The 14,878-nt window shown below is 52.4% G+C and carries 16 protein-coding genes; 14 read left to right on the top strand and 2 right to left on the bottom strand.

Annotated features, from left to right (window positions below):
* The first annotated feature begins 104 nt into the window (after positions 1 to 104).
* From gyrA to HQ393_RS07705, 10 genes are all read left to right on the top strand, one after another.
* Entirely contained in the window at positions 105 to 2,849 is a 2,745-nt protein-coding gene (gyrA, locus tag HQ393_RS07750) for a DNA gyrase subunit A (RefSeq protein ID WP_179358236.1), read from the top strand.
* A 40-nt stretch (positions 2,850 to 2,889) separates the two neighbouring features.
* On the top strand, positions 2,890 to 3,354 hold the full coding sequence (locus tag HQ393_RS07745; protein WP_179358235.1) for a PaaI family thioesterase: 465 nt from the start codon (positions 2,890 to 2,892) through the stop codon (positions 3,352 to 3,354).
* Positions 3,355 to 3,792 carry a PaaI family thioesterase gene (locus HQ393_RS07740; RefSeq protein WP_246307981.1) on the top strand — a complete coding sequence of 146 codons (438 nt, stop codon included), beginning with the start codon at positions 3,355 to 3,357 and terminating at the stop codon, positions 3,790 to 3,792.
* Between the two features lie 80 nt (positions 3,793 to 3,872).
* Positions 3,873 to 4,958 (top strand): 3-phosphoserine/phosphohydroxythreonine transaminase, encoded by a 1,086-nt coding sequence (serC, locus tag HQ393_RS07735; protein ID WP_179358234.1) that lies wholly within the window; start codon positions 3,873 to 3,875, stop codon positions 4,956 to 4,958.
* Positions 4,959 to 4,961: 3 nt separating this feature from the next.
* Positions 4,962 to 5,168 carry a DUF6677 family protein gene (locus HQ393_RS07730; protein WP_179358233.1) on the top strand — a complete coding sequence of 69 codons (207 nt, stop codon included), beginning with the start codon at positions 4,962 to 4,964 and terminating at the stop codon, positions 5,166 to 5,168.
* A 31-nt stretch (positions 5,169 to 5,199) separates the two neighbouring features.
* Entirely contained in the window at positions 5,200 to 6,282 is a 1,083-nt protein-coding gene (gene pheA / locus HQ393_RS07725; RefSeq protein WP_179358232.1) for a prephenate dehydratase, read from the top strand.
* A gap of 166 nt (positions 6,283 to 6,448) precedes the next feature.
* Positions 6,449 to 7,021, top strand: a complete 573-nt coding sequence (locus HQ393_RS07720; RefSeq protein ID WP_179358231.1) for an LOG family protein — start codon at positions 6,449 to 6,451, stop codon at positions 7,019 to 7,021.
* Positions 7,006 to 7,617 carry a GNAT family N-acetyltransferase gene (locus HQ393_RS07715; RefSeq protein ID WP_179358230.1) on the top strand — a complete coding sequence of 204 codons (612 nt, stop codon included), beginning with the start codon at positions 7,006 to 7,008 and terminating at the stop codon, positions 7,615 to 7,617. Before HQ393_RS07720 ends, HQ393_RS07715 begins: the two co-directional genes overlap by 16 nt.
* Positions 7,618 to 7,662: 45 nt before the next feature.
* Complete coding sequence (gene hisC, locus HQ393_RS07710; protein WP_179358229.1) at positions 7,663 to 8,763, top strand: histidinol-phosphate transaminase; 1,101 nt, start codon at positions 7,663 to 7,665, stop codon at positions 8,761 to 8,763.
* A gap of 141 nt (positions 8,764 to 8,904) precedes the next feature.
* Positions 8,905 to 9,075, top strand: a complete 171-nt coding sequence (locus HQ393_RS07705) for a DUF3460 family protein (RefSeq protein ID WP_179358228.1) — start codon at positions 8,905 to 8,907, stop codon at positions 9,073 to 9,075.
* 74 nt (positions 9,076 to 9,149) lie between these two features.
* Here the strand turns inward: HQ393_RS07705 and HQ393_RS07700 are convergent, their stop codons facing one another.
* Both HQ393_RS07700 and HQ393_RS07695 read right to left on the bottom strand, forming a co-directional pair.
* Complete coding sequence (locus HQ393_RS07700) at positions 9,150 to 10,790, bottom strand: NAD(P)-binding protein (protein WP_218871335.1); 1,641 nt, start codon at positions 10,788 to 10,790, stop codon at positions 9,150 to 9,152.
* A complete protein-coding gene (locus tag HQ393_RS07695) occupies positions 10,790 to 12,301 on the bottom strand; it encodes a polyamine aminopropyltransferase (RefSeq protein WP_179358227.1) in 1,512 nt (503 codons plus the stop codon). The genes HQ393_RS07700 and HQ393_RS07695 overlap by 1 nt, the downstream gene beginning before the upstream one ends.
* Positions 12,302 to 12,364: 63 nt before the next feature.
* On the opposite strand from HQ393_RS07695, the gene HQ393_RS07690 reads away from it, so the two are divergent.
* The 4 genes from HQ393_RS07690 to HQ393_RS07675 all read left to right on the top strand — a co-directional run bounded on the left by HQ393_RS07690 (position 12,365) and on the right by HQ393_RS07675 (position 14,876).
* Entirely contained in the window at positions 12,365 to 12,766 is a 402-nt protein-coding gene (locus HQ393_RS07690; RefSeq protein ID WP_179358226.1) for a DUF350 domain-containing protein, read from the top strand.
* A gap of 21 nt (positions 12,767 to 12,787) precedes the next feature.
* Complete coding sequence (locus tag HQ393_RS07685; protein ID WP_179358225.1) at positions 12,788 to 13,126, top strand: hypothetical protein; 339 nt, start codon at positions 12,788 to 12,790, stop codon at positions 13,124 to 13,126.
* Positions 13,127 to 13,327: 201 nt separating this feature from the next.
* Positions 13,328 to 14,458, top strand: coding sequence for an SPFH domain-containing protein (locus HQ393_RS07680; protein ID WP_179358224.1), 1,131 nt, complete (start codon positions 13,328 to 13,330; stop codon positions 14,456 to 14,458).
* A gap of 13 nt (positions 14,459 to 14,471) precedes the next feature.
* Positions 14,472 to 14,876: a GFA family protein gene (locus HQ393_RS07675; RefSeq protein WP_246307979.1), complete on the top strand. Its 405-nt coding sequence runs from the start codon at positions 14,472 to 14,474 to the stop codon at positions 14,874 to 14,876.
* Positions 14,877 to 14,878 lie beyond the last annotated feature (2 nt).

Here is a 14,878-nt window from a genome sequence, read left to right as displayed (position 1 = left end):
TGTCCATCCAATTTTGGATTGTACGCGATAGCAGGGTGGTTTTGCCTTTCGCATGGCCGCGCAGCTCGACAGTCTGATACAAACTTAAAGAAAACGCCAAACGCATGTCCGAACAATTTAGTTTTGCCAAAGAAACCATCCCCGTTAGCCTTGAAGAGGAAATGCGGCATTCCTACCTCGATTACGCGATGAGCGTCATCGTAGGTCGTGCGCTACCTGATGTCCGTGATGGCTTAAAGCCTGTCCATCGCCGCATCCTGTTTGCGATGCATGAAAGCAGTAATGTCTGGAATCGCCCTTATGTGAAATGTGCGCGGGTGATTGGTGATGTGTTGGGTAAATATCACCCGCACGGTGACTTGGCGGCTTATGAAGCGTTGGTGCGGATGGCGCAGGACTTCTCATTGCGCTACAACTTGATTGACGGGCAGGGTAACTTTGGCTCGATTGATGGCGACCGCGCTGCTGCTTATCGTTATACCGAGTGCCGCTTGGAAAAAGTGTCGAGTGAGTTGCTGGCTGATATTGATAAAGAAACAGTTGATTTCACGCCGAACTACGATGAAAAAGAGCTAGAGCCAACAGTTCTGCCGACTCGTATTCCTAATTTATTAATCAATGGTTCCTCAGGTATTGCCGTTGGTATGGCGACGAATATCCCGCCACACAATGTTACCGAAGTCATTGATGCATGTTTGGCGCTACTGGCCAATCCAGATATGTCGATCGATGAGTTGATCGATATTATCCCTGCGCCTGATTTCCCAACGGCCGGTATTATTTACGGTGTGCATGGCGTGCGTGAAGGTTATCGCACCGGGCGCGGCCGCGTCGTGATGCGCTCGCGTACTCACATCGAAGAATGCGGTAAAAATGGTGATCGCCAAGCGATTATCGTTGATGAGTTGCCATACCAAGTCAATAAAGCACGCCTGCTGGAGCGTATTGCTGAGCTGGTGCGTGAAAAAACACTCGAAGGTATTTCTGATCTGCGCGATGAGTCGGATAAATCCGGTATGCGCGTGGTGATTGAGCTCAAACGCGGTGAAATGACCGACGTTGTCCTAAATAACCTCTTTAAACATACTCAATTACAAGACAGTTTCGGTATCAATATGGTGGCCTTGGTCGATGGCCAGCCGCGTCTGTTGAATCTGAAGCAAGTCCTCGAGTGTTTCCTCAAACACCGCCGCGAAGTTGTAACGCGCCGCACCGTATTCGAATTGCGTAAAGCGCGTGAGCGCGGTCATGTGCTCGAAGGCCTCGCTGTTGCCTTGTCGAACGTTGACGAGATGATTGCACTGATCAAAGCGGCGGCAACGCCACCGGAAGCCAAAATCGCCTTGATGGATCGTGAATGGCGCTCTGAGTTGGTCGAAGACATGTTGTCTCGCACTGACATCAACGCATCACGCCCTGATGGCTTGAGTCTAGAGTTTGGCTTGACTGGTACTGGTTATCGTCTGTCTGAAGTTCAGGCGCAAGAAATCTTGCAGATGCGTCTGCAACGTTTGACTGGCCTAGAGCAAGACAAAATTGTCGGTGAATATAAAGAAGTCATGGATAAAATCCTCGACTTGCTCGACATCCTTGCCCGTGCCGAGCGTGTGACTGAAATCATTTTCAATGAAATGACTGAAGTGAAAGCCAATTATGGCGATGCGCGTCGCTCTGAAATCGTCGCCTACGGCGAAGATATTTGTCTGGAAGACTTGATTACACCGCAAGATATGGTCGTGACGCTGACGCATGGCGGCTATATGAAAACCACGCCGGTGGAAGAATATCGCTCGCAAAAACGTGGTGGCCGCGGCAAGCAAGCGGCAGCAACAAAAGACGATGACTTCATCGATAGCCTGTTTATTGCCAATACCCACGATTACATTTTGTGCTTTAGCTCGCGCGGCCGCGTGTACTGGCTCAAAGTGTATGAGTTGCCACAAGGCGGCCGCACTAGCCGTGGTAAGCCGATTATTAATTTGTTGCCGCTGGAAGAGGGCGAGAAGATTAATGCGATCTTGCCGATCAAAGACTTTAGCGAAGATAAATATGTCTTTATGGCGACCGCCGATGGTACGGTGAAGAAAACCCCTCTCACTGATTTCTCTCGCCCAATGAAACGCGGCATTATTGCGATCAATCTGGAAGAAGGTAATTATCTCGTTGGTGTGGCATTGACACGCGGAGCAGGTGGTGCGGTGCTCGACGATGACGCCGCTGACGAAGACGTCATTATTGATGATGAGAGCGCAGAAGATGCTGGCGATGCAGTTGGCATCGACGATGATCAAGTCATGCTGTTCTCTGATGCGGGTAAATCTGTTCGTTTTAGTCAGAGTAAAGTTCGCCCAATGGGTCGTAACTCAAAAGGCGTGCGCGGCATGAAGCTGGGTGAAGATCAGAAGGTCATCTCTCTGCTTGTTGCAAACTCTGATACACAAATGGTACTGACTGCCAGCAATGGTGGTTACGGTAAACGTACGCCAGTTGGCGACTTCCGCTTGTCTGGTCGTGGCACGCAAGGCGTGATCGCGATGGACTTGACCGACAAGACTGGCTTGAAACTGGTTGCGGCTAGTCTGGTTGAAGAAACCGACGACGTGATGTTGATTACCACCGGTGGCGTACTGATCCGCACGAAAGTATCGCAAATCCGCGAAACTGGCCGTTCGGCGCAAGGCGTACGCTTGATTAATCTGGATGACGGCGAGCAATTGTCTGGTCTGGAAAAAGTCTGCGAGCCGGAAGAGGACGAAGAGAGCATCGAGGGTGAAGTGGTTGCGGATGTCACAGAAAATGACGCAGCCCCAGCCGCAGATGCAGCACCTGCTGGTGATGGTGACGAGTAATTAATTAGTAGTAAATAAAATCACGAAAGAGGGGTTTGCGATGAATAGCTTATGGTTACCCGTGGCAAATCCCGATTTTTTTGCCCAAGTTGGGCCGTGGTTTATGGCTTTACCGCATTGCAAAACATTGGGCCTTGAACTGGTTGCCGCCGAAAAAGGCAAAGTGACCATCAAGTTGCCTTTCAAACCCGAATTGATCGGCAACCCCGAAACCCGCGTTCTGCACGGTGGTGTGGTTACCTCACTGATTGATACCTCATCGGGCGTTGCGCTGTATACCTTGCTGCTGGCCCCTGAAGCGGCGGCAACTTTGGATTTGCGCATTGATTATTTGCGCCCTGCCAAGCCTGATTTGCCGCTGTATTGCACGGCCGAATGCTATCGCCTGACCGATTCAATCGCCTTTACGCGGGCGACGGCGTATCAAGAAGACCCCGCCAAACCCGTTGCACATTCTGTTGCGACTTTTGCCCGTACTTCTCCAACTGACAAGAGCGAGGCCTAAATGGAACAGCCATTTACTGAATTATGTGCGGGTATGTCTTCGTGCGCTTTGCTGGAAAAAGCTTTGGAGCAAATACCCTATGCAAAATTATTGGGTGTTCAGGTGCGAGAGCATGAGGGTCAACCGCTGTTTTATCTGCCATTTGCCGAAAAAAACATTGGCAATATTTTGCTGCCGGCGATACATGGCGGCGTGATTGGCGGCTTTTTGGAAAACGCCGCCGTGCTGCATCTGATGTGGGCGCGCGAATCGGCGGGCATCCCGCGAATTGTGGATTTCTCGATCGATTATCTGCGCTCGGCGCGCGCGCTCGATTTGTACGGTCGTTGTGAAATTGTGCGTCAAGGCAAGCGCGTCGCGAACGTGTTAATGACCGCATGGCAAGATGATCCTGCTAAACCCGTGGCTATGGCGCGGGCACACTTTTTATTGGCTTAATCGCACAAGGCTGCTGCGCCGTCTTTGCGGTTAACACCCTAGATTTGATTTGTAGAAATATTTGTTAAAGAGATTGGCTTATGACTCAGGTTTTTAATTTTTCCTCTGGTCCTGCGGTATTGCCGCCCGAAGTGTTGCGTCAAGTACAGGCTGAATTGCTCGATTGGCATGGATCGGGCATGAGCGTGATGGAAATGAGCCATCGTGGCCCCGAGTTTGGTCAAATTTTGGCCGAAGCCGAAGCTGATTTGCGCACTTTGCTGGCGATTCCCGCCAATTACAAAGTCTTGTTCTTGCAAGGCGGCGCGCACCTGCAATTTGCGATGTTGCCATTTAACTTTGCTGCCGCCGATAGCACCGTCGATTTTGTGAATACAGGTCATTGGTCGAAAGTAGCGATCAAAGAAGTCAGCCGTTACGCCAAGGTCAATATCGCCGCGAGCAGTGAAGATAAAAACTTTAGCTATGTGCCAGACGAGTCCACTTGGCAGCGCAGCAAAGACGCGGCGTTTTTGCACTATTGCAGCAATGAAACCATTGGCGGCGTTGAATTTAATTTCATTCCCAAATCGAACGGCGTGCCTTTGATTTGCGATATGTCGTCGAATATTTTGTCGCGCCCAGTCGATGTGAGCCAGTTCGGCATGATCTATGCTGGCGCGCAGAAAAACATGGGGCCATCGGGCGTGGCGGTAAGTATCGTTGACGAAGCCTTGCTGGGTAAGGCGCGCAGCGAGACACCCACGATGTTGAACTACAAAACCTTTGCCGATAATGGCTCGATGTACAACACGCCGCCGTCGTTCGGTATCTATGTGGCTGGCTTGGTGTACAAGCATGTATTGGCGCAAGGCGGCTTGGCGGCGATGGAAGCGAAAAACATCGAGAAAGCGAACGTACTGTACGCCGCGATTGATGCCTCAAGCGGTTTCTACCATTGCCCAACGGCACTGGCGGATCGCTCGCGAATGAATATTCCGTTTACGCTGGCCGATAGCAAGCTCGATGCGGAATTTTTGGCGGGCGCAGAAGCGCGTCATTTGTTGCAACTCAAAGGCCACCGCTCAGTCGGCGGGATGCGCGCTTCGATTTATAACGCGATGCCACTGGCAGGTTGCCAGGCATTGGCCGATTACATGAATGAATTTGCACGGACAAAGGGCTAAAACATGGCGGGTCAAGGTTCTGGCGGTAATGTGATTGCTGCTTTATGCAGTTTCTTTATCCCCGGTTTGGGGCAACTCTTGCAAGGCCGCTTGCTCAAAGCTGCACTGATGTTTGTTGCCGCTGGTGCACTGTGGGTGATCTGGCTGGGCTGGATTATTCATTTGTGGTCGATTCTAGACGCTGCGAAATTTGATCCGAGTAAAGCCTGATTTAATCAAACCTCGATTCGAGTAAACATGAATGTCTGATGAACAACTGAATTTGCTAAAGCAGCACCGCGATGCGATTGACGCGATCGACGCGCAGATACTCAAGCTGATTAATCAGCGCGCCGAGCATGCGCACACGATCGGCGTCATAAAAGGTGGTGGTGTGGTGTACCGCCCAGAGCGCGAAGCCCAAGTGCTGACGCGCATTAAAGAATTGAACCAAGGCCCGCTTTCAGGTGAGGCTGCGGCGCGCTTATTTCGCGAAATCATGTCCGAATGTCTGGCGCTGGAAAAACCACTGACCATTGCTTATCTCGGGCCAGAGGGCACATTTACCCAAGCGGCGGCGGTGAAGCATTTTGGTCATGCGGCATCGACTTTGCCTTGCGCGTCGATTGATGAAGTATTCCGCATTGTTGAAGCGGGTAGTGCCGATTACGCCGTTGCGCCGGTCGAAAACTCGACCGAAGGCGCCGTGGGTCGCACGCTTGATTTGATGGTGGCCAGCTCGCTGCAGATTTGCGGTGAAGTCGTGCTGCGTATTCACCACCATTTGCTGCGGGTCAGCGAAGGTTTGGACGGGATCAAGCGCGTATATTCGCATGCGCAAAGTCTGGCGCAATGCCACGAATGGCTCAATAAAAATCTGCCCGCAGATGTTGAGCGCATTTCGGTGTCGAGCAATGCCGAAGCCGCACGTTTGGCAAGTCTGGATCCAAGCTGCGCGGCGATTGCCGGCGATGCGGCGGCGGAAAAATATGTGCTCAATAAACTGGCACAAAATATCGAAGACGAACCCAATAACACCACGCGTTTCCTCGTCTTGGGCAAGCAGACTGCCGCTCGTTCAGGCCGCGATAAAACGTCTTTGGTGATTTCAGCGCCCAATCGCGCCGGTGCACTGCACGCGGTGGCCGAGCCTTTGGCGCGCAATGGCGTGTCGATGACCAAATTTGAATCACGCCCCAGCCGAACTGGCTTGTGGGAATACGTGTTCTTTGCCGATGTGGAAGGTTTTATCGACGACGACAATATGCAAACGGCGTTGGCAGAGTTGCAACAGGTGGCGGCGTTTGTGAAGGTGCTCGGTTCCTATCCACAAGCTGTCATCTAATGCTGTAACACTACTGCGAAGCACGATGACTGCGTTATAAAAAAGCTCAAAATCCTCATGTACTTGAGTACATTCCGGTTTTTCGCGTTTTTTATGCCTTGTCCTCGTGCTTCTCGCTACGTGTTTCAGTCGCTAGGCGAGTTAATCAGCCAAACAAAGGAAGCCTATGAAAGCCGTAACCGTATTTTGTGGTGCCCGCATGGGCGCGCGTGAGATTTATCGTGAAGCTGCGCAATCGTTGGGCAAAGAAATCGCCAATCGCGGCCTGACGCTGGTGTATGGTGGTGGGCATGTCGGTTTGATGGGCGCGGTGGCGGAAGCTGCGCTGCAAGCGGGCGGGCAGGTGATTGGCGTGATTCCAGAATTTATGGTCGAGCGTGAGCTCGGTTACGGCGCGTGCTCAACGCTGGAAGTCGTTGATTCGATGCACACGCGCAAAGCGCGGATGGCCGAATTGACCGATGGCTTTATCGCCATGCCCGGTGGTTTCGGCACGTTTGACGAGTTATTTGAAATTTTGACCTGGTCGCAAATTGGCCTGCACAGCAAGCCAATCGGGCTATTGAATGTGAATGACTATTTTGTGCCGCTGCGCGCCATGGTCGCGCATGCCGTACGGGAAGGTTTTGTCGGCGAGCGTGATGCGGCCAAATTATTGATGGCTAACTACAGCGCGGCACTACTCGATATTTTGCAAGACGAGCCCAGCCAAGCAGCAGGTGAATGGTGGAAAATTTAGGTTTAGCACTACCCAGTGATGCCAAAAGGGCGGCGGAGTTGATTTATCAATCCGACGCCCCTTTTTACGACTATTGGTTTGCCTTGCCGCGCGAGCTGACCCTGATCAATCTGGCTCAGCTCTGGCATGCGCCAACGGGTAGTTACAGCTATCGCAATGCGCAAGTTTTGCGCAATAGCGACGAAGAAGTTATCGCGCTGGTATTTCATTACCCCGCAGGGTATGGGGCGCAACTGCAGATTGATGATGGTATAGAGCTCAATACCCTGGCGTTAGATTTAGATATTCTACGTAGCCGCCAAAGCCAGCTCGATTTTCTATTTCCCCATGTGCCATCGGATGCATGGTATTTGCGCACGATCGCGGTGCATGAACCTCACCGCGGACATGGCTTGGGCGAGCGCATGCTGGGGCAGGTTATTTACGCCGCGCGTGAAGAAGGCTTTACGCAATTGCATGTCGATGTCGATAGCGGCAACCCCGGCGCGGTGAAATTTTATACCCGTCATGGTTTTGAAATTTTGGTCGAATCCAAAGTGCGCAACCTGACCGCCTTTTCATTTCCCGCCAGTCTGCGACTGGTGAAGTCTCTTTAATCGTGTTTCGCGCTTAGCGCGCGTGTTAATCATAGGAATGTGTTTATGTCTTTAGCTTCACTGGCCCCCGATTACATCCGCGCGATTGCGCCATACCAGCCAGGCAAACCGGTGTCCGAGCTGGCGCGGGAAATGGGGCTGGACCCAGCCTGTATCGTCAAACTGGCCTCGAATGAAAACCCGCTCGGCATGGGCCCGATGGCGCGTGCGGCGGTGGAAAAGGAACTTGCCGAGCTTGCGCGTTACCCCGATGGGAATGGTTTTGAGCTCAAAGCCAAGATCGCGCAAAAATTTGTCGTCAATCTAGATCAGATCGTCTTGGGCAATGGCTCAAACGATATTCTGGAGCTGATCGCGCATGCCTTTTTGCGTGAAGGTGACTCGGCGGTGTTTTCTGAATACGCTTTTGCGGTGTATCCACTGGCAACCCAAGCCGTTGGCGCTACCAATATCTGCGTGAAAGCGATCGATTACGGCCACGATCTGGACGCGATGCGCGCCGCGATTCGGCCTGATACCAAAGTGGTGTGGATTGCCAACCCGAATAATCCAACCGGCACTCTGGCGCGCCCCGGCGATTTGATCGAGTTTTTGGAGCTGTGCCCGAAGAATGTCTTAGTCGTGCTCGATGAAGCCTATACCGAATTTTTACCGCGTGAAAAACGCAGTGACTCGATTGGCTGGTTGAAGCAATTCCCAAATCTAATCGTCGTGCGCACCTTCAGCAAAGCCTACGGCCTAGCTGGCTTGCGCGTCGGTTTTGCATTGGCCAACCCTGAAGTGGCCGATATCTTAAACCGCATTCGCCAGCCGTTTAACGTCAATAGCCTCGCCCAAGCCGCCGCCTGCGCAGCGCTCGATGATCTGGAATTTTTAAAGCAATCGGTTGAAGTGAACGCCGCCGGCATGCAGCAAATCACCGCCGCGCTGCAAGAACTCGGCCTGAGTTTTATCGAAAGCTACGGCAACTTTGTCACCTTTCATTGCGGTGATGCGGCGATGCTCAATCAATTTATGCTCGAGCGCGGCGTCATCGTTCGCCCACTCTCGGGCTACAAAATGCCCAATAGCCTGCGCGTGTCCATCGGCCTGCCAGAAGAAAATGCGCGCTTTATTGAAGTGCTGCGCGAGGCGATGGAGGCATAACTCTTGATGGGTATTAGCCTGTAGATATTTGATCCATTGATCTACGGGCTAATACCCGATGATGTATTTTGCTCGCGCAGTTTTGCAGTGCTTCGCATATAATAGCGGCAATTCATAGAATAGTTAGACGAGGTTGATGAGATGGTTGATCGCAATTACGTATCAGATTACACAAAATTCATGGATCAATTTCTGCAAGAAAACCCAGAAGTTGCTAAAGGCCAAGTTGAAGGTCGTGCGCTGTTGTGGGACAAAGAGCCGATCGATCTGGACGAGCGTGCGCGCAACGAGCAATCAGCGCTGCAAAAATAATCCGCTTCGCGCCAAGACAAAAAGCCATCTTCCGAGATGGCTTTTTTGTTGTATGCCAACTCTAAGGCAATAGTTTAAGCGGACTGCTTGAGTATTTTTAACGCCGCTTGTTCGCCCCACCAACTGGCTTCTTCAAATACCGATAGGCCACTTAGATCGCTGTGCGCAAATTGGATACGGCCGTCGAGCTTTTGCAGCGCGGCTACGCCTTGATTGCTCAAAAAGCCCACCGTCGGGCTGGCCATTGCGTGGCCGCGCAGCGTGATTTCAACTTGTTTAATGTATTGCCGCGCCTTGATTGGATTACCCCAGCCGTAGGCGGCGTCCAGATCGGCGATTGCTGTTTCGTATAGCTCGGCCGCGCTGGCGTGTTCGAGCCGGTGGCGAACTGCGGCAGGCTGCTCATGAGCATAGGCGTGGTAGGCCGTGAAGACGGTCTGCGCTGGTTTGGCGATGCGAATCAGTTGATGCGTGCTATTTACAAAGCCCAGACTTGAGCTGCCGTAAACGACATTGTCCCACGCTAAAGGCATCTGCGCTGGCTCGGCCGGGAAGCGATCAATCAGAAAGTTACTCACTTGCCACGCCGCATGCGGCGCTAAATGAAGCGCGGGGTCAAAACCCAGTGGCTTTAGGTCGATGATTTTGGCCGCCACATGCAGCGGCATCGCGCAAACGAGGTGCTCGGCAATCAGGCGCGTGGTCTTTTGCCCGTCAAACACATCAATCTGCACCCCCTCATTTTGCTTGCTGATTTTGACGGCCATGCCGTCGAGCAGCGTCTGGCCGTGTTGCAAATGTTGCAAAATGGGGTTGAGCCCCGATGGCCACGTTAAAACTGCGCCGGCGCTGGCGTTTTTCGCTTCACCACCCCGAGCGGTAAAATAATGCAAACCCGCCCACGCTGACGTTTGCGCAATGCCAATGCCGTAATCGTCGCGGCAGGCGTAATCGAGATACCACAACAAACTCGGCGCAGTGTAGCCGTGCTGCGTCAGCCAAGTGGCAAAGCTGATTTGATCCAGCGCGCGCCAAGCCGGATCTACACTCGATAGCGCCAGCGGAATACTAAACACCTTGCGGCCATCATTGCCGAGTGCGTGTTGTAATGACTGAGTGTAGGCGAAGAATTTTTGCTGCTGCGCCAACTCATCCTGGCTGATCCCTGCGCGCGGTACGACGCCGTCTTGCCACTGGCGATTAAGCAGAATGCGTTCCTCGGGCGAATGAATGAGCACAGTCTCGTTGTATGTCGGCTTTTCACTGTAGGGGTCGGACTCAATAACGCCCATATCGAATAGCAGCTCGCGAACATGGCGCGATGCGAGCGATGGCAGTGGCAAGTAATGGGCGCCCAGCGGGTAGGCCAAGCCATTCATTGTGCCGGCCGCAGCATTACCAAAACGCTCTGGGCCGCTGACAATGACGACATCATTGGGCGACGTAAATCGCCCGCTTTGTTTCAAGCGCCAAGCCGCAAACGAGCCCGCCGCGCCCGAGCCCAGAATAGCGACGCCAACTTTTCTTTCGCTCGATGGGGCTGGGTAGGAGGTATGCTGACGTAATCCATGCCCTGATTGCATTCCGGGCAAATACACCTTGATCGGTATGCCGAGGTGGCTGAGCTCACGACAGGCGGGCAGCATCGTGGCCAGACCGAGTGCCGCGCTGGTTTGCAAAAATTGGCGACGGCTGATGCCAAAGCTGTAACTCATCAGCGGATCACCTGCGACCAATCTTGCTCAAAATAATGCACCAGCGATTGATTGTTTAATTGATTAGCTTCAACTTTGACTGGCTGCATATCGGGCGGGAAAAAGAACATCTGCCGCGTGGTTTCGGCATCGAGAAATTTCGTTTTCACGCGATACGAGCTCGGCGGCGTGTAGCCCGGCTGCTTGCTCGCCAGAATAAAACCCCACTCGCCAAATGAAGGTACAAAGGCATGATAAGGGGTGGTATAGAGCCCAACTTCTTTTAATGTCTGGTCTATACACCAATACGAGCGGGGGGCATGTAGCGGTGACGTAGATTGCACCACCATCAGGCCGTTCTCGGATAAATGCTTTTTGACCAAGCGATACATCGGCACCGAATACAATTTGCCCAGCGCAAAATTGCTCGGATCGGGAAAGTCGATGATGATGGCATCAAACACATTCTGATTTTGCTCGATCCACTGTGCCGCGTCGGCATTAATGACTTTGACTTTCAGGTTGGAAAGCGAATGCTGGTTAAAGCCCGTCAAGCGCTCATTATGGGTAAACAGCCCCGTCATCGCAGGGTCGAGATCGACCAGCGTGATGTGCTCGATATTCGGGTATTTCAAAATCTCGCGCACCGCCAGCCCATCGCCACCGCCAAGTACCAACACCGATTTAGCTTGCGGCAATTTTTCCAGCACTGGATGCACCAAGGCTTCGTGGTAACGGTATTCGTCGCGGCTGGAAAATTGCAGATTGCCGTTGATATACAGGCGAGTGTCGTTTTTCCACTGCGTGATCAGCAAGCGTTGATAGGGCGTCGTTTGCGCGTGAATGATTTCATCGCCATACAGCGTTTTTTCACTCCAGCGCGTCAGGTGGTCGGCGCTAAACATCGCGCCAAGCAACACGAACAAAGCCACGCCGCCGCGCATTAGTTGTAATGAGGGTTGCGCCAATTGGGCGCGGAATATTTTGGTCGTCATCAGCGCGATGCCAACGTTGATCAGGCCAAACAATAGTGCCGAGCGCGCCAAGCCCAAATGGGGCGCCAAGACCAGCGGGAAGATCAGCGAAACCGCCAGCGCGCCCAGATAATCAAAGGTCAGTACACGGCTCACAATCTCGGCAAAGTCATTCTGACGTTGATTGAGTACCCGCATGACCAAGGGAATTTCCAGCCCGACCAAAACGCCAGTGGCAAACACTAAGGCATACAACACCGAGCGAAACGGCGCGGCCGCCCAAGCAAAAACCAGAAATAGCACCGTGGCCGATAAACCGCCGATCAGGCCGACCAGCAGCTCGATCTCGATAAAGGTATCGAGCGTGCGTTCGTCTTTGACGTATTTAGATAGATGCGAGCCCACACCCATCGCGAATAAATAGCAGCCAATAATCGATGAAAACTGCAGGATAGAGTCGCCCAGCAAATAGCTCGCCAGCGCGCCTGCGATCAATTCGTACGCCAAACCACACGAAGCCACAATAAAAACCGAAAGGATCAGCAGTTTATCTCGCATGGTTTTTTCATCGGAAATGGGTAAGAATGACAGCATTATGCCTGAGACAAGTAAGGATTACGCATGTTAGCAAGCTACCTGCCGCCATTAATTGGCTATTTCAGCTACCTCGCCAGTGGTGTGGCGCTGTTGATTGTCTTTGCCATGCTCTACATCAAAATCACGCCCTACGACGAGTTAACGCTCATTCGTGAGGGCAATGTGGCGGCCTCGCTGTCATTGGGCGGCGCGCTGATGGGGTTTTCATTTGCGCTGGCCTCCAGCGCATGGCATTTGAATCAACTGGAGTTTTTTCTGCTCTGGGGCGCATTGGCGGGGCTGGTACAGATCGTGGTGTATGCCTTCTTGGTAAAATGCATCAAGGGTATGCCTTCGGCCATCATTGAAAATAACGTTGCGGTGGGATTACTAGTGGGGAGTATTTCGCTGGCTGTCGGCGTGATTAATGCGGGATGTTTGTCTTAATTAGTTGTCAGGAGATTCAAAATGAGTTTTCAGCGTTCAGCAGGCAGTGGCAAGCAAAAAATTGATGGTTTTCACGTCGGCGAGGTGGAAGTGCATCCGGGGCAAACGCTGAAGGTGGATGGTTTTGTGTATGGCGACATCAAAATCCACGCTGGCGCCAGCGTCCGAATAGATGGGTTTGTGTTGGGTAATATCATCAATTTAGGTGGCGATTTTCATATCAATGGTTTTGTTCTGGGTCGCAAGATTCAAGCCCGTACCGAAGACGATGGCTTGCGTGTGATCAATCCATCCAAAGCTTTAGCGAAAACGCAGGCCAAATTACCCGCCATGCTCGCGCGCCTGATTGAGCGTAAATAAGCTAGGTTTAGCCGACCAATTGACTTGAGGAAAAGACAGCATGAATCAGCAAAAAGAAGAGACTTGGTATGCCGATTTGCTCGAAGGTGTTGTTGATATTGGTATGGAAGTAGGTTGGGAATGGGTTTGTGAAGTGATTAGCACCCTGTTCTGATTAAACTAAGTTTTGAATATTTTTCTGCGCAGCAGATGGAGCCCATCATGAGTCTCGGTTCATTTATTAAAAAGCAATTTATCGATATCCTGCAGTGGAATGAAGACAGCGATGGCGTGCTGGCTTATCGCTATCCGATGGCTGATTTCGAGATCCAGTATGGCGCGAGCCTGACGGTGCGCGAGTCGCAAGCGGCGGTGTTTATCAATGAAGGTCAGGTCGCGGATGTGTTTGGCGCGGGCATGTATAAGCTCTCCACGCAAACGTTGCCGGTGCTGACTTACCTGAAAAACTGGGACAAGCTGTTTGAATCGCCATTCAAATCAGATGTGTATTTCTTCAGCACGCGTCTGCAACTTGGCCGCAAATGGGGTACGCCGCAGCCGATCACGATACGCGACGCTGATTTTGGCATGGTGCGCATGCGCGCGTTTGGGGTGTATTCATACAAACTGGTCGATCCGAAATTATTCTTCAGCGAAATCAGCGGTACGCGCGAAGTCTATACCCGCGATGATTTAGAACTGCAATTGCGTAATCTGGTTGTATCAACGATGACATCCGTCCTCGGTGGTTCGGGCGTGCCTTTCCTCGACATGGCCGGCAATCAAGGCCTGATGGGGCAGAAGATCAACGAGGCGCTGGTGCCCGTGTTTGCTAAATACGGCCTTGAGCTCGATAACTTCGCCGTTGAAAACATCAGCTTGCCCGAAGAGCTGCAAAAAGCCATCGACACACGGATTTCGATGGGCATGATCGGCAATATGCAAACCTACACGCAATATCAGGCCGCCAACGCGATTCCGCTCGCGGCTCAAAACGAAGGCGGCTTGGCCGGCATCGGCGCGGGCATGGCTGCAGGTGTTGGCGTTGGCCAAGCTATGGCAAATGCCATGAATACAGCAATCAATCCGGGCGCAATGACCAATGCGCTAGGCTTAGGCGGCGCTGCAGCGCCAGTCGGCGCTGGCGTGGTAATGGGTGCTGATGGGGGTATGGGTGTGGGCGTAATGGCGGGTGCTGTACAGCAGCCTATACCCACACAAGCTGTGCCTGCTGACCCCAACAGTCCACAAGCCAAACTCGGTCAGCTCAAAGGCTTGCTCGATCAAGGTTTGATTAGCCAAGCCGATTACGACAGCGCCAAAGCGGAAGTGCTGAAAAAACTGATTGGTTAAGCAAGGATAGTTCATGAGTATTCACGGAGCATGTGCCTGCGGTCAGGTGCAATATGAAGTCGATGAGTTTTTTACGCCAGTGATTCATTGCAATTGCGACACCTGCCGTCGGGTGCTTGGTACGCCGTTCAATAGCGTGGCGGGGGCGATGCGCGAGCATTTTCGCGTGGTGGTCGGGCAAGATAAGCTCAAATTCTTTGAGTCGTCGCCGGGCAAATCGCGCTATTTCTGCGGCGAGTGCGGTACGCATTTGTATGGTGAAAAAGCCGGGCAAGATCGACTCATCGTACGTGTGGGTACGCTAAAAGAAGATCCGGGCATTCGCCCTGCGATGCATATTTGGGCGTCGCAGCGCAAACCATGGCTGGCGTATGAAGGATTGGCTGAGCATGAAGAATGGCAGCCGGGGAGGAGCTAAAG

The organism is Chitinibacter bivalviorum (assembly GCF_013403565.1).
Lineage (GTDB): Bacteria > Pseudomonadota > Gammaproteobacteria > Burkholderiales > Chitinibacteraceae > Chitinibacter > Chitinibacter bivalviorum.
Note: the sequence above shows the minus strand (reverse complement) of the source record. Positions and strands in the feature narration are given on the sequence as shown.

Bases quoted from the DNA above. Each gene is read 5' to 3' on its own strand.
- gyrA (WP_179358236.1), top strand. From the start codon at position 105: ATGTCCGAACAATTTAGTTTTGCCAAAGAAACCATCCCCGTTAGCCTT.
- HQ393_RS07745 (WP_179358235.1), top strand. From the start codon at position 2,890: ATGAATAGCTTATGGTTACCCGTGGCAAATCCCGATTTTTTTGCCCAA.
- HQ393_RS07740 (WP_246307981.1), top strand. From the start codon at position 3,355: ATGGAACAGCCATTTACTGAATTATGTGCGGGTATGTCTTCGTGCGCT.
- serC (WP_179358234.1), top strand. From the start codon at position 3,873: ATGACTCAGGTTTTTAATTTTTCCTCTGGTCCTGCGGTATTGCCGCCC.
- HQ393_RS07730 (WP_179358233.1), top strand. From the start codon at position 4,962: ATGGCGGGTCAAGGTTCTGGCGGTAATGTGATTGCTGCTTTATGCAGT.
- pheA (WP_179358232.1), top strand. From the start codon at position 5,200: ATGTCTGATGAACAACTGAATTTGCTAAAGCAGCACCGCGATGCGATT.
- HQ393_RS07720 (WP_179358231.1), top strand. From the start codon at position 6,449: ATGAAAGCCGTAACCGTATTTTGTGGTGCCCGCATGGGCGCGCGTGAG.
- HQ393_RS07715 (WP_179358230.1), top strand. From the start codon at position 7,006: ATGGTGGAAAATTTAGGTTTAGCACTACCCAGTGATGCCAAAAGGGCG.
- hisC (WP_179358229.1), top strand. From the start codon at position 7,663: ATGTCTTTAGCTTCACTGGCCCCCGATTACATCCGCGCGATTGCGCCA.
- HQ393_RS07705 (WP_179358228.1), top strand. From the start codon at position 8,905: ATGGTTGATCGCAATTACGTATCAGATTACACAAAATTCATGGATCAA.
- HQ393_RS07700 (WP_218871335.1), bottom strand. From the start codon at position 10,790: ATGAGTTACAGCTTTGGCATCAGCCGTCGCCAATTTTTGCAAACCAGC.
- HQ393_RS07695 (WP_179358227.1), bottom strand. From the start codon at position 12,301: ATGCGAGATAAACTGCTGATCCTTTCGGTTTTTATTGTGGCTTCGTGT.
- HQ393_RS07690 (WP_179358226.1), top strand. From the start codon at position 12,365: ATGTTAGCAAGCTACCTGCCGCCATTAATTGGCTATTTCAGCTACCTC.
- HQ393_RS07685 (WP_179358225.1), top strand. From the start codon at position 12,788: ATGAGTTTTCAGCGTTCAGCAGGCAGTGGCAAGCAAAAAATTGATGGT.
- HQ393_RS07680 (WP_179358224.1), top strand. From the start codon at position 13,328: ATGAGTCTCGGTTCATTTATTAAAAAGCAATTTATCGATATCCTGCAG.
- HQ393_RS07675 (WP_246307979.1), top strand. From the start codon at position 14,472: ATGAGTATTCACGGAGCATGTGCCTGCGGTCAGGTGCAATATGAAGTC.